Genomic DNA, 13,318 nt, shown 5'->3' with positions numbered 1-13,318 from the left:
GGGGCGCGGTCCGGCCCCACCTTTTTTCATTATCCGAACGAGCCAATCGACATGAAACTTGCCGATCGTGATCTGCTGCGTGAAGTTTGCTATATCGATGGAAAATGGCTGGCGGCTGACAGCGGCCAGCGCATTGCCGTGACCAACCCGGCCACCGGCCAAGTGCTGGGCCACGTGCCGCGGATGGGGGCAGAAGAAACCCGACGTGCCATCGCGGCTGCCGAGTGCGCCTTGCCAGCGTGGCGGGCGCTGACTGCCAAGGAGCGTGCCGCCCGGCTGCAGGCCTGGTTCCGCGAAATCCTCGCTCATCAGGAAGACCTGGCGCGCATCATGACCGCCGAGCAGGGCAAGCCCCTGGCCGAATCCCGTGGCGAGATTGCCTTTGCCGCCGCTTATGTGGAGTTCTATGCCGAGGAAGGCAAACGCATCTATGGCGATGTGATTCCTTCGCCGAACGCTGATCGGCGCTTGATCGTGACCAAGGAACCGATTGGTGTGTGTGCGGCGATTACACCTTGGAACTTCCCGGCGGCGATGATCACCCGCAAGGCGGCGCCGGCTTTGGCGGCGGGCTGCACGTTGGTGCTCAAGCCCGCTTCGCAAACCCCGTTCAGCGCGCTGGCACTGTGCGTGCTGGCCGAGCGTGCCGGTATCCCGGTGGGTGTGCTTAGCGTGGTGACCGGCGATTCGGCGGCCATTGGCGGCGAGCTGACGGCCAGCCCGGTGGTGCGCAAGTTGTCGTTCACCGGCTCGACCCCCATCGGCATCCAGTTGCTGCGGCAGTCGGCGGCAACGGTGAAGAAGGTGACCATGGAGCTGGGCGGCAACGCTCCGTTCATCGTGTTCGACGATGCCGACCTGGAAAAAGCGGTGGAAGGCGCGCTGATCGCCAAGTTCCGCAACAGCGGGCAGACCTGCGTGTGCGCCAACCGCTTCTATATCCAGGACGGCATCTACGAGCGCTTCGTGGCGCGCTTTGCCGAGCGCGTGGGTGAGCTGGTCGTCGGGCAGGGCGATGCACCAGGTACACAGGTCGGCCCGATGATCGACGGGCGTGCGGCCAATGGTGTCGAACGGCTGGTCGGCGAAGCTGTGGAGGCCGGTGCGCGGGTGGTGGCGGGAGGGCGTCGGCACGCCATGGGCGAGGCCTTCTTCGAGCCGACCTTGCTGGCGGATGTGACGCCGGACATGCGCGTGGCGCGCGAGGAAATTTTCGGGCCGGTGGCGCCGATCTTCCGCTTCGGCAGTGAGGAGGAAGTGATTGCCCAGGCCAACGACACCGAGTTCGGCCTGGCCTGCTACCTGTATGCCCGGGATGTCGGGCGCATCTGGCGGGTGACGGAAGCGCTGGAGTACGGCATGGTCGGGGTCAACGTCGGCGTGGTGGCGACTGAAGTGGCGCCGTTTGGCGGGGTGAAGGCCTCGGGGTTGGGCAGGGAGGGGTCACGCTACGGGATCGAGGATTACCTGGAACTCAAGTATGTGTGCCTTGGGCTTTAAGGCATTCCTGAGGCTCTGAGGTTGCCTGTACCGGCCTCTTTGCGGGCAAACCCGCTCCCACAGGTACTGCACAGCTCTCAAGATCTGCATGGCACCTGTGGAAATTTCCCACAGGTACGGCGCATGATTTGAAGGCCGTGCGGTCACTGTGGGAGCGGGTTTACCCGCGAAGAGGCCGACACAGGGTTACGATCAGGCCTTGCTGTCGAGCAGCCGCTGGTAGCGCGACAGGCTTTCTTCCAGGTGCTTGCGCAGCGCCGTACGTGCGCTGGCCACATCGCCCATGCTGATCGCTGACAGGATTGCCCCGTGCTCGCGGGCAATTTTCTTGATGTGTGCCTGGCGGTTCTTGCCGGTTACTTGGCCATGTTTGAGGTTCAGGTCAAGGATGATGTCCGGCCCCAGCGCTTCCAGCAATTGCGTGAAATGCGGGTTGTTGGTGGCCCGTGCAATCGCCAGGTGGAATTCGAAGTCGGCCTTGGCTTCCTCTTCCTGCGTGGCACCGTCCAGCGAGTTGAAGCGGTCGAACGCCTCGGTGATCGCCGCCATGCTGGCCGGGCTGCGGCGCTCGGCGGCGCGGGCCACCGATTCCGCCTCGATCCCCAGGCGCAATTCAAGGATCTGCGCCGCAGCGCGTACGTCATCGACCACGCTGTCGATGGCAAAGCCGATGCGTTTCACATCCTGCTCGACCACGAATACGCCCACACCTTGACGGGCAACCAGGCGCCCGCCCAGGCGCAGCGAGGCCACCGCTTCGCGGATGACCGGGCGGCTGACGTTGAACTCTTTGCACAGCGCTTGTTCGGACGGCAGCTTGTCGCCCGGGCCGTAGGTGCCAGTGTCGATCCGGCTGGAAAGCTCCTGGATCACGATTTCCGCCAGATTGGCGCGACGCGTGCCTAACGACGCATTCATAGAAGGGTTGCTCCTGAAACTGATTGGCTCATCACGGTTGATTCTCCGGCAGGTTGCGCGCAGCCCTCATGCCCCTTGCGGCGGGATCCGTAGCCAACCAGCGGTGATGTTGTCGGCATATGTTATCAAACATCTTACTAGCTCGTCTGATGCCCCACTTCTTGACCACGCAGATCTCGTCGCCGTGAAAATTATTTTACCTGCTCGCGGAGCATACACCCATTGACAGTTGCCTGCTGACTGTTATCTTACAAGTGCGATGGCGTTCCGGCCATTTCGCATGCGGTAAGCGATGTCGAGGTTCGTCCAATCACTACTGGGAGCTGAGCATGAATAACAACAAGGGAGGGCGTACAGCCCTCGCGACCGCGGTAACATTGCTGATGGCCATGGGGACGGCAAACGCAGCAGACAGTGAAGTTGTCAGGATCGGCTTCGCCGGCCCCCTGACCGGCCCTTCGGCGCACCAGGGACAGGACGTCGAGCATGGCATTCAGATTGCCGTAGAAGAGGCCAACCAGCAGCAACTGAAAATCGGTGACAAGGTGGCCCAGTTCAAACTGGTCTCCGAGGACGATGTCGCCGACCCACGCACGGGCACGGCGGTGGCGCAACGCCTGGTGGACTCGAAAGTGGCGGTGGTGATCGGCCACTACAACTCCGGCACCAGCATCCCGGCTTCGAAGATCTACGCCGCCGCCGGCATCCCGCAGATCTCGCCCTCGGCCACCAACCCCACCTTGACCCAGCAGGGCATCCCTTCGGTGTTTCGCACGGTCAACGACGACGCCACCCTGGGCCGCTACGCCGGCAACTACCTGGTCAGCCAGCTCAAGGCCCAGCGCATCGCCATCTTCGATGACCGCACCGCCTATGGCCAAGGCCTGGCCGACGAGGTGACCAGGGCGGTCAAGGCGGCTGGCGGCAATGTGGTGGTGCGTGAGTACACCAACGACAAGTCCACCGATTTCAACGCCATCCTCACCACTGCCAAGGCGCAAAAGGCCGACGCGGTGTTCTTCGCGGCACTCGACTACCAGGCCGCACCCATGGCCAAGCAGATGAAAAACCTGGGCCTGAAGGCGCGCTTCATGAACATCGGCAACCTGCCCAATGACTCGTTCAAGCAGATGGCTGGCAGCGCCGCCGAAGGTACCTATGCCTGGAACTATGGCACGCCGCTGCTGGACATGCCCAAAGGGGCAGCCTTCGAACAGAAGCTCAAGGACAAGTTCGGCGTGGGTGTGGTGCAGTCGTCGCCCGCTGCGTATGACGCCACCTGGGCCGCGATCAACGCCATGGTCAAGGCCGGCTCCGACGACCCCAAAGTGTATCTGCCAGTGCTCAAGAGCCAGAGCTATGACGGCGTCACCGGCACCATCGCCTTCGATGATAAGGGCAACCTGAAGAACCCGGCTGCCACCGTGTTCCAGTTCGCCGAAGGTGGCTGGAAAACCTTGTCGGTCGAGCGCGACTGAGTTTCACCCCATAACAAGCGGGCGCACGCCTGCGACATAACAAGAAGACTTTTCCCACCTGCCAGGCCAGTCGGCGTGTGGCGCTGAGCCGCCGCGCGCCGACGACAACGCAGTTTCGAGGATTCAGCGCGTGGACGGTAATTTCGATATCTTGTTGCAACAGGTCCTTAACGGCCTGGTGCTGGGCAGCATCTATGCCCTGGTAGCCTTGGGCTACACCATGGTCTACGGCATCATCGGCCTGATCAACTTCGCCCACGGCGAGGTGGTGATGATCGGCGCCATGGTCACCATTTCGGTACTGACAATGCTCGCTGGCGCCGGCTTTGCCCCTGGCGTCATCACGTTGCTGCTGGCAATCATGGCTGCTGCGGTGGTGTGCATGCTGCTGGCCCAGGGCATGGAAAAGTACGCCTATCGGCCCTTGCGCAAAGCCCCGCGGCTGACCCCGCTGATCCTTGCCATCGGCATCTCCATCGCCTTGCAGAACCTGGCGATGATGATCTGGGGGCGCGGCTACAAGACCTTCCCTGAAGTGGTAGAGACGCGGCCCGTGGACGTGTTCGGCGCCACTGTCACCAACGTGCAGCTCTCGATCATGCTGGTTGCCGTGGTGATCATGCTTGGCTTGTGGCTATTGGTGGACAAGACTCGCCTGGGCAAAGCCATGCGCGCCACCGCGCAGAATCAGGAAGTGGCCGGGCTGATGGGCATCAACATCAATCGGGTGATCAGCGCCACCTTCCTGATTGGCGCCAGCCTGGGTGCCATCGCCGGGGTAATGCGCGCCATCAACTACGGCCAGGCCGATGCCTACATGGGCCTGCTGCTGGGCCTGAAAGCATTCTCGGCAGCGGTGCTTGGTGGTATCGGCAACCTGTTCGGGGCCATGGCCGGTGGCCTGTTGCTGGGGCTGATCGAATCGCTGGCGGCAGGCTACACCGGGCAGTTGACGGGAGGCTTCCTGGGGGCCAACTACCAGGACATCTTCGCCTTTGCGGTGCTGATCCTGGTGTTGCTGTTCCGGCCCAATGGGCTGCTTGGCGAACGCCAGGCTGACCGGGCGTGAGGAGGCTGTCATGAAAAACCTCAAGACCCAGTACCTGTTGTTGATTCTCGGCTTCATCGCCTTGCCGTTCCTGGTCGAGGCCATTCCCATGCTGGGCGCTACCTGGGTGCGCATTCTTGGCTTTGCCATGCTCTACGTGCTGCTGGCGTTGGGACTGAACATTGTCATCGGTTATGCCGGCCTGCTCGACATGGGCTACATCGGCTTCTACGCCATTGGTGCCTACCTGTATGCACTGCTGGCTTCGCCCCACCTGCAAATGGCCGGCCTGCTTGAGGCTGTGCTGGACTGGCCGGTGTGGGTGATCATCCCGTTGGCTGCCGTGGCTGCGGCCATTTGCGGGGTGCTGATCGGTGCGCCGGTACTCAAGTTGCGCGGCGATTACCTGGCCATCGTCACCCTGGGCTTCGGCGAGATCATACGCATCTTCATGAACAACCTGGACCAGCCGGTGAACCTCACCAACGGTCCCCAGGGCATCAGCAACATTGCCCCGCTGCACGTCGACTTCGGGGCATGGGCGCACGCGCCAGGTGCCGGGGCAACGCCGGTGCTGTCGCTGCAGCAAAGCTGGAGCCTGTTCGGCCTGCCCGTGTCGCCGGTGATCAGCTACTACCTGTTCTTCCTGTTCGTCGTCATCCTCTGCATCGTGCTGTCCAAGCGCCTGGAAGTGTCGCGTATCGGCCGCGCCTGGATGGCCCTGCGCGAAGACGAAGTGGCGGCCGAGGCCATGGGCCTGAACAAGCGCAACCTCAAGCTGCTGGCCTTTGCCATGGGGGCGACCTTTGGCGGGGTGTCCGGTGTGCTGTTCTCCAGCTACCAGGGTTTCGTCAGCCCCGAATCGTTCACCCTGATGGAGTCGATCATGGTCCTGGCCATGGTGGTGCTCGGCGGCATGGGCTCGATCCGGGGCGTGGTGCTGGGGGCGCTGATCCTGTCGGTGATGCCCGAACTGTTCCGCGACCTGGTCAACTGGGTCCAGCCGTGGGTGATGGACAACGTCACCTTCATCAGTCGCGATATCCTGCGCAACGTGCTGGATGCCTCAACCCTGCGCATGCTGGTATTCGGCCTGGCGCTGATCCTGGTGATGCGTTTTCGCCCCGAAGGACTCTGGCCGTCCAGTCGCCGCCGTGCCGAACTGCACGATGACGACCCTGAAGCCGAGCCGGCGCCTGCGGTGCTCAGCACTGCAATCAATGGACCGGCCAGCGAAGCCTCCTTCGAACTCCCGATCAAACAGGCGGACAAGGCATGAGCGATTTCCTTCTCGAGCTGCATCAGGTGAGCAAGTTCTTCGGTGGCCTGCAGGCCCTGCATGGCATTGACCTGAGCATCCGTCGCGGCGAGATCCGCGGCCTGCTGGGCCCCAATGGCGCCGGCAAGACCACGCTGTTCAACGTGCTCACTGGGCTGTATCGGGCCGAGCAGGGCAGGGTGATGTTCGACGGCAAGCCACTGCGCATCAGCAAACCGCACAAGGTGGTGGAGGCAGGCATCTCCCGCACCTTCCAGAACATCCGCCTGTTCCACAACATGACCGCCCTGGAAAACGTGATGATCGGCCGCCACGTACGCACCCGCAGTGGTGTGTTCGGCGCAATTCTGCGTACCCCGGCCTGTGTGCGTGAAGAGCGGGAAATCCGCCAGGCCGCGCGTTACTGGCTGAACTACGTCGGCATCGGCCACTTGGCCGGTGAACTGGCCAAGAGCCTGTCCTACGGCGACCAGCGCCGCCTGGAAATCGCTCGGGCGCTGGCCACCGAGCCAAAGCTGATTGCGCTCGACGAACCGGCGGCGGGGATGAACGCTTCGGAAACCGAAGGCTTGCGCCAGCTGATGTGCAAGATGAAGGCGGATGGCAAGACAGTGTTGTTGATCGAGCACGACGTGAAGCTGGTGATGGGCCTTTGCGACCACATCACCGTACTGGAATTCGGCCGCAAGATCGCCGACGGCCTGCCGGCCGACGTGCGCAAGGATCCACGCGTGATCGAGGCCTACCTGGGTGCAGAGGCAGTGGCATGAAAAACATCCTGCAAGTGAGTGACCTGAAGGTCAGCTACGGGGCTATCCAGGCCATCAAGGGCATCGACCTGACGGTGGGCGAGGGTGAGATGGTGGCGCTGATCGGCGCCAATGGCGCCGGCAAGACCACCACCCTGAAAACCTTGGCCGGCTTGCTGAAGCCCAGCGCCGGCAGCATCACCTTCGATGGCAAGGCGCACGCGGCGATCAAGGGCCATGACCTGATCCGCGAGGGGCTGGCGCTGGTGCCGGAAGGGCGGGGCATTTTCCCCAAGCTGACGGTGCACGAAAACCTCGAGATGGGGGCCTTCAGTCGGCGCGACGGCAAGGACGCCATCGGTGCTGACATCGAACGCATGTACGGTATCTTTCCGCGTTTGAAAGAACGTGCCTTTCAGCTGGCCGGCACCATGTCGGGTGGCGAGCAGCAGATGCTGGCCATTTCACGGGCACTGATGGGGCGGCCCAAGCTATTGTTGCTGGACGAGCCCTCCATGGGGTTGGCGCCGATCATCGTGCAGAAGATTTTCGAAACTATCGTCGAAGTGGTCAAGGGCGGGGTAACGCTACTGCTGGTGGAGCAGAACGCCCGCCTGGCGCTGCAGACCTGTCAGCGCGCCTACGTGATCGATGGCGGCCGTATCAGCCTGGAAGGCTGTGCCAAGACCTTGTTGCATGACGACCAGGTGAAGAAGGCCTACCTGGGCGAATGATCCAATCACAATGACAAGAGGATTTGCCCTGGGGTTGAGTGTTTGTCTTGCTGGCCTCTTCGCGGGCACGCCCGCTCCCACAGGAATCTCACAGGCCTCAGGATCTGTGCAGTACTTGCGGGCGCGGGCGTGCCCGCGAAGAGGCTAGTAGGCCCATGGCCGATTTCCTCCCAGGCAGGTTCCCCGAGCCCAGCACCGCACCGCAGCCATTAGGCGCGAAGCAGCCCCGAATTCTCAGATGTGTGGCACGTTACGGCCACTTGCACCGCCCGCATACTCAGGCTTCAGGTGCCCTTGCTCATCCAGCAGGTAAGCATCCATCACCTCGCGCACCACCGGCCCCGCCACCCGGCCCCCAGCCTCACCGTTCTCGATCATCACCGCCACCACCACACTCGGGTGGTCGGCCGGTGCAAAGCCGACAAACAGGGCGTTGTCGCGGTGGCGCTCCAGGGTCTTGTTGCGGTTGTAACGCTCACCCTGCTTGATCGCCACCACCTGCGCGGTACCACTCTTGCCGGCGATCCGGTATTGCGCGCCTGCCGCAGCGGCGCGGGCAATACCGCGCGGGTCGTGCATGACCATCTGCATGCCCTGGCTGACCTGGTCCCAGGCATGCTTGTCGTGCAGCACGATGTTGGGCATCGGGTTGGGGTCCACCGGCGCATCGCCACCCACGGTCATGGCCAGGTGCGGGCGATGCCACACGCCCTTGCTCGCCAGCAGGCTGGTGGCCTGGGCCAGCTGCAGCGGGGTGACCTGCATGTAGCCTTGACCAATGCCAAGAATCAGCGTTTCGCCCGGGAACCAGGCCTGGCGCCGGGTGGCACGCTTCCACTGGGCCGACGGCATCAGCCCGGAGGCCTCTTCGAACATGTCCAGCGACACCTTCTGGCCCAGGCCGAATTCGGCCATGTAGTCATGCAGGCGGTCGATGCCCAGCTTGTGCGCCAGGTCGTAGAAATAGGTGTCGTTGGACCGCATGATGGCGGTGTACATGTCCACCCAGCCGTCGCCGCTACGGTTCCAGTTGCGGTACTTGTGGTCATAGTTGGGCAGCTCGTAATAGCCCGGGTCGAACACCCGGCTGCCTGGGGTGATCACGCCGCTGTCGAGGCCGGCGATGGCCACTTCCGGTTTCACCGTCGAGCCTGGGGCATACAGGCCGCGCAGCACACGGTTGAACAGCGGTCGGTCGATGGAATCGCGCAGTTCGGCGTACTGCTTGAAGCTGATGCCCTTGACGAACAGGTTGGGGTCGAAGCTGGGGTTGCTGACCATTGCCAGCACGTCGCCATTGGCCGGGTCCAGTACCACCACCGAGCCACGGCGGTCGCCCAAGGCCTTTTCTGCGGCCACCTGCAAGTGGGCGTCCAGGGTCAGGACGATGTCTTGTCCCGGGGTCGGGGCCTTGTGGTTGAGCACGCGCATCACCCGGCCCTGGGCGTTGGTCTCGACCTCCTCGTAGCCCACATGCCCGTGCAGCTGGCTTTCGTAGAAGTGTTCGATACCGGTCTTGCCGATTGACTGGGTGCCACGGTACTCGGTGCTGTCGAGAACCTTGGCCTCTTTCTCGTTGATGCGCCCCACATAACCCACCGAGTGGGCGAAATGTTCGGCCAAGGGGTATTCGCGGATGAACTGTGGCTCTACTTCCAGGCCCGGCAGGCGGAACTGGTTCACCGCCACCAGGGCGATCTGCTCTTCGCTCAGGCCTACCATCAGGGTTACCGGTTCGAACGGCTTGCGGCCACGGCGCAGGTCTTTGTCGAACTGCTTGCGGTCGTCTTCGGTCAGGCCTAGCACCTGGGTGAGGGTGTCGAGCACCTTGGCCGAGTCGCCGCCGGCCCGCTCGCGGGTCATGGTCAGGTCGAAGCTGGGTTTGTTGTCGGCCAGCACCACGCCGTTGCGGTCGTAGATCAGCCCGCGTTCGGGGGCGATGGGCAGCACGTGCACACGGTTGTTTTCCGACACGGCGGTCTGCTGGTCGTGCTGCAGCACCTGCAAGACATACAGCCGCCCCACCAGCACGGCGACCAGGCTGAAGACCAGGATGGCGCAGGCCAGGAGCCGGCGATTGACCAGGTGCTTTTCCTTTTCGTGGTCCTTGAGGGGGATGGGTTGTGGCATCAGTAGCTCTTGTCTGCAGGTATCGCGGTGGCTGTACGGGCGCGCGATCGGGCCGGGGATGCTACGCAACACCCACCGCGCCCTCAAGGCGAGTGGCGACTGACGGTGGGCGGTTAATGTCTGCCCACCCCGGAATCAGGGCGCTGGCGGGGAACATGAAGATTTGTTCATCGCTGCTGCCTCTTGAGCGCTCAGGCATGGATTTGGGCTTCTTTTATGGATCCACAAAATTGTAGCGTTCGATAAACGAACAAAATTTTTATCCAGCATTAAATCTGTAAATACCTGATTAATATAGATAAACACAATTTTGTTTGATGATTTTATCTTTTTCATGAACGGTTTAACTGGGGGGACTAAGCCTTGCTCATTGTTTGTGGATCCATTATCTGGTTGATTGAGCGCCTGACAGCGGCAGGAGCCCTCCTGCCGTATGCGATAACAATTACAAAAAGGGTCCAAGTCATGAATGGCTTCTCACGGCCACGGAACCGTCATGGTTCCTACCGCTTCGCCTGCGTCTGCACATCTTTCCTCTCACTTGTGGCCAACCCAGGCCGGCAGGTGACCCTATGAATGCCGATCTCAAGCAACGGCTGGACAACGACCCGATGGGCCGCTTTCAGTACCTGGCCATCGGTATTTGTATCGTCCTCAACATGATCGATGGCTTCGACGTCCTGGTGATGGCCTTCACCGCTGCCTCGGTGTCCGCCGAATGGGGCCTTAACGGGGCGCAGGTGGGGCTGCTGCTCAGTGCCGGCCTGTTCGGCATGGCGGCCGGTTCGTTGTTCATCGCGCCTTGGGCCGACCGCTTTGGCCGCCGCCCGCTGATCCTGCTGTGCCTGGCGCTTTCCGGTATTGGCATGTTGCTCTCGGCAATGAGCCAGAGCCCGTTGCAACTGGCGCTGCTGCGTGGCCTGACCGGGCTGGGCATTGGCGGCATCCTGGCCAGCAGCAATGTGATTGCCAGTGAGTACGCCAGCAAACGCTGGCGCGGCCTGGCGGTGAGCCTGCAGTCAACCGGCTACGCCCTGGGCGCGACGCTGGGCGGTTTGCTGGCGGTATGGCTGCTGGGGCATTGGGGTTGGCGCTCGGTGTTTTTGTTTGGCGGCATTGTCACCGTGCTGGTAATCCCGCTGGTGCTGTTGTGGCTGCCGGAGTCGCTGGATTTTCTGCTGGCGCGTCGACCGGTCAATGCGCTGGCACGGGTCAACCGCCTGGCCATGCGCCTTGGCCAGCCGGCGCTGGCACACCTGCCAACACCCGTAGCAAGGGAGCCGGGCGCCGCCCGCGGCTTCCGGCAACTGCTGGCGCCGTCCATGCGCCGCACCACGCTGGTGATCTGGTTACTGTTCTTCCTGGTCATGTTCGGGTTCTACTTCGTCATGAGCTGGACGCCGAAACTGCTGGTCGCCGCCGGCCTGTCGGCACAGCAGGGCATCACCGGCGGGGTGCTGTTGAGTGTCGGCGGCATCCTCGGCGCGGCGCTGATCGGTGGCCTGGCGTCGCGCTGGCCACTCACCCGCGTGCTGGCGCTGTTCATGCTGATCACGGCGGCGTTGCTGGTGCTATTTGTGGTCAATGGCGCGTCGGTCAGTGCAGCCTTGGCCTTGGGGCTGCTGATCGGGCTGTTCTCCAACGGCTGCGTAGCCGGCCTGTATGCCCTGTCGCCGGTGGTCTATGACGCCTCGGTGCGCGCTACCGGCGTGGGTTGGGGTATTGGCATCGGCCGCATGGGCGCCATCTTGTCGCCGACCGTGGCCGGCGTGTTGCTCGATGGCGGCTGGCAGCCGCTGCACCTGTACGGGGTGTTTGCCAGCGTATTCGTGCTTGCCGCGGGTTGCCTGCTGTTGCTGCGCCCAATGACCAAGCCGGCGCCTGCGCAGCCGGCAGATGCACTGAGCCACTGAGCGCAACCCGGCCTGGCCGGGTACCTGAATGCAGCGTGCTGCCCTGGGCCAAGTTGGCCTGGGGCGTTCGGCTGCGCCTATTGGAAGCGGAGAACAATAATAATGATGCACACAACCTGCACCCTGGCCCGTTCGGCTTCGGTGGTTTCGCTGGCGCTTGGTCTGGGTATGCCGGCTTGGGCCGAGGAGGGGGGCTTTTTTGAAGATGCCAAAGCCGGGCTGACACTGCGCAACTACTACTTCAACCGCGATTTCCGCGACCCAGGAGCGGCCAAGAGCAACGTCGAAGAATGGGCCCAGGGCTTCATCTTCAAGTTCAGCTCTGGCTACACCCCGGGGCTGATCGGTGTTGGCCTGGACGGCATCGCAATGTTCGGCATGAAGCTGGACAGTGGCCGCGGTACCAGCGGCTCCGAACTGCTGCCAGTGCACGATGACGGGCGTGCGGCCGACGAGTATGGCCGCGCCGGGCTGGCGGCCAAGCTGCGTATTTCATCGACCGAGCTGAAGGTGGGTGAGTTGCTGCCGGATATTCCGCTGCTGCGCTACGACGATGGCCGCCTGCTGCCGCAGACCTTCCGTGGCGCCATGCTCGACTCGCGGGAAATCGAAGGCCTGAGCCTGCAAGCCGGCCAGTACCGCGAGGTCAGCCTGCGCAACTCGTCCGATATGCAGGACCTTTCTGCCTGGGCCGCCCCCGGGGTTACCTCGGACGGCTTCAACTACGCCGGCACAGAATACCGCTTCAACCAGCAGCGTACGCTGATTGGCGCCTGGCATTCGCAGCTGGAGGATATCTACCAGCAAAGCTACTTCAACCTGCTGCATAGCCAGCGAGTGGGCGAGTGGACGCTGGGGGCCAACCTGGGTTACTTCATCGACCGGGATGACGGCCAGGCGCGCATTGGCGATATCAAGAGCCGCACTGGTTACGCTCTGCTGTCAGCTTCGCACAGTGGCCACACGCTGTACCTGGGGTTGCAGAAAGTCAGTGGCGACAGCCAGTGGATGTCGGTGTACGGCAGCAGCGGCCGCACCTTGGGTAACGACATGTTCAACGGCAACTTCAGTAACGCCGACGAGCGCTCGTGGCAAGTGCGCTACGACTACAACTTTGCCGCGCTGGGTGTGCCGGGACTGTTGGCCATGGTGCGTTACGGGCATGGCGAAAATGCCACCACGGCGGCAGGCAGCAATGGCAAGGAGTGGGAGCGTGATACCGAGGTGAACTACACGTTCCAGAGCGGAGCGTTGAAGAACCTCAACATCCGCCTGAACAACGCCACCAACCGGCGCAGCTTCAACAGCGATTTCGACCAGACGCGACTGATCGTCAGCTACCCGCTGACGCTTTAAGCGGCAATATGCCCAGTGAGCACGCTCCTTGTATCGCGCAGGGTTCAGGCTTATGCAGTACCTGTGGGGGCAACTGTCTTGCACCACACCTGAAAGCTGGCGCGAAAACTGCGGGGGCCACTGTGTTGCTCAATATCCGGAATCTAGCGCGGTATCTGTGGGAGCGGGCTTGTCCCGCGAACACCGGCAAAGCCGGTGCCAGGTACCGCGTTG

At 62.7% G+C, this 13,318-nt stretch carries 10 protein-coding genes; 8 read left to right on the top strand and 2 right to left on the bottom strand.

The features are described from left to right. Positions 1 to 51: 51 nt before the first annotated feature. Positions 52 to 1,500, top strand: a complete 1,449-nt coding sequence (locus LU684_RS14845) for an NAD-dependent succinate-semialdehyde dehydrogenase (RefSeq protein ID WP_016487593.1) — start codon at positions 52 to 54, stop codon at positions 1,498 to 1,500. Positions 1,501 to 1,692: 192 nt separating this feature from the next. Here the strand turns inward: LU684_RS14845 and LU684_RS14840 are convergent, their stop codons facing one another. Further along, a complete protein-coding gene (locus tag LU684_RS14840) occupies positions 1,693 to 2,418 on the bottom strand; it encodes a FadR/GntR family transcriptional regulator (protein WP_016487592.1) in 726 nt (241 codons plus the stop codon). A gap of 329 nt (positions 2,419 to 2,747) precedes the next feature. Here LU684_RS14840 and LU684_RS14835 point away from each other — a divergent pair, with 329 nt between their 5' ends. The 5 genes from LU684_RS14835 to LU684_RS14815 all read left to right on the top strand — a co-directional run bounded on the left by LU684_RS14835 (position 2,748) and on the right by LU684_RS14815 (position 7,706). Continuing rightward, a complete protein-coding gene (locus tag LU684_RS14835) occupies positions 2,748 to 3,896 on the top strand; it encodes a branched-chain amino acid ABC transporter substrate-binding protein (RefSeq protein ID WP_024717576.1) in 1,149 nt (382 codons plus the stop codon). A 130-nt stretch (positions 3,897 to 4,026) separates the two neighbouring features. Beyond that, positions 4,027 to 4,965, top strand: a complete 939-nt coding sequence (locus LU684_RS14830) for a branched-chain amino acid ABC transporter permease (RefSeq protein ID WP_016487590.1) — start codon at positions 4,027 to 4,029, stop codon at positions 4,963 to 4,965. Positions 4,966 to 4,975: 10 nt separating this feature from the next. Beyond that, positions 4,976 to 6,223, top strand: a complete 1,248-nt coding sequence (locus tag LU684_RS14825; RefSeq protein WP_023047821.1) for an ABC transporter permease subunit — start codon at positions 4,976 to 4,978, stop codon at positions 6,221 to 6,223. Beyond that, complete coding sequence (locus tag LU684_RS14820; protein ID WP_016487588.1) at positions 6,220 to 6,993, top strand: ABC transporter ATP-binding protein; 774 nt, start codon at positions 6,220 to 6,222, stop codon at positions 6,991 to 6,993. Before LU684_RS14825 ends, LU684_RS14820 begins: the two co-directional genes overlap by 4 nt. Beyond that, complete coding sequence (locus LU684_RS14815) at positions 6,990 to 7,706, top strand: ABC transporter ATP-binding protein (RefSeq protein ID WP_016487587.1); 717 nt, start codon at positions 6,990 to 6,992, stop codon at positions 7,704 to 7,706. Before LU684_RS14820 ends, LU684_RS14815 begins: the two co-directional genes overlap by 4 nt. A gap of 234 nt (positions 7,707 to 7,940) precedes the next feature. Here LU684_RS14815 and mrdA read toward each other — a convergent pair whose 3' ends face one another. Then, positions 7,941 to 9,836: a penicillin-binding protein 2 gene (mrdA, locus tag LU684_RS14810; protein ID WP_016487586.1), complete on the bottom strand. Its 1,896-nt coding sequence runs from the start codon at positions 9,834 to 9,836 to the stop codon at positions 7,941 to 7,943. A 572-nt stretch (positions 9,837 to 10,408) separates the two neighbouring features. On the opposite strand from mrdA, the gene LU684_RS14805 reads away from it, so the two are divergent. Together LU684_RS14805 and LU684_RS14800 are read left to right on the top strand one after the other, a co-directional pair. Beyond that, positions 10,409 to 11,749 (top strand): MFS transporter, encoded by a 1,341-nt coding sequence (locus LU684_RS14805; RefSeq protein WP_232894771.1) that lies wholly within the window; start codon positions 10,409 to 10,411, stop codon positions 11,747 to 11,749. A gap of 102 nt (positions 11,750 to 11,851) precedes the next feature. After that, complete coding sequence (locus LU684_RS14800) at positions 11,852 to 13,105, top strand: OprD family porin (protein ID WP_023047819.1); 1,254 nt, start codon at positions 11,852 to 11,854, stop codon at positions 13,103 to 13,105. The last annotated feature ends 213 nt before the right edge of the window (positions 13,106 to 13,318 follow it).

This window comes from Pseudomonas sp. NMI542_15 (assembly GCF_021283425.1).
Classification (GTDB): Bacteria; Pseudomonadota; Gammaproteobacteria; order Pseudomonadales; family Pseudomonadaceae; genus Aquipseudomonas; species Aquipseudomonas fortuita.
Note: the sequence above shows the minus strand (reverse complement) of the source record. Positions and strands in the feature narration are given on the sequence as shown.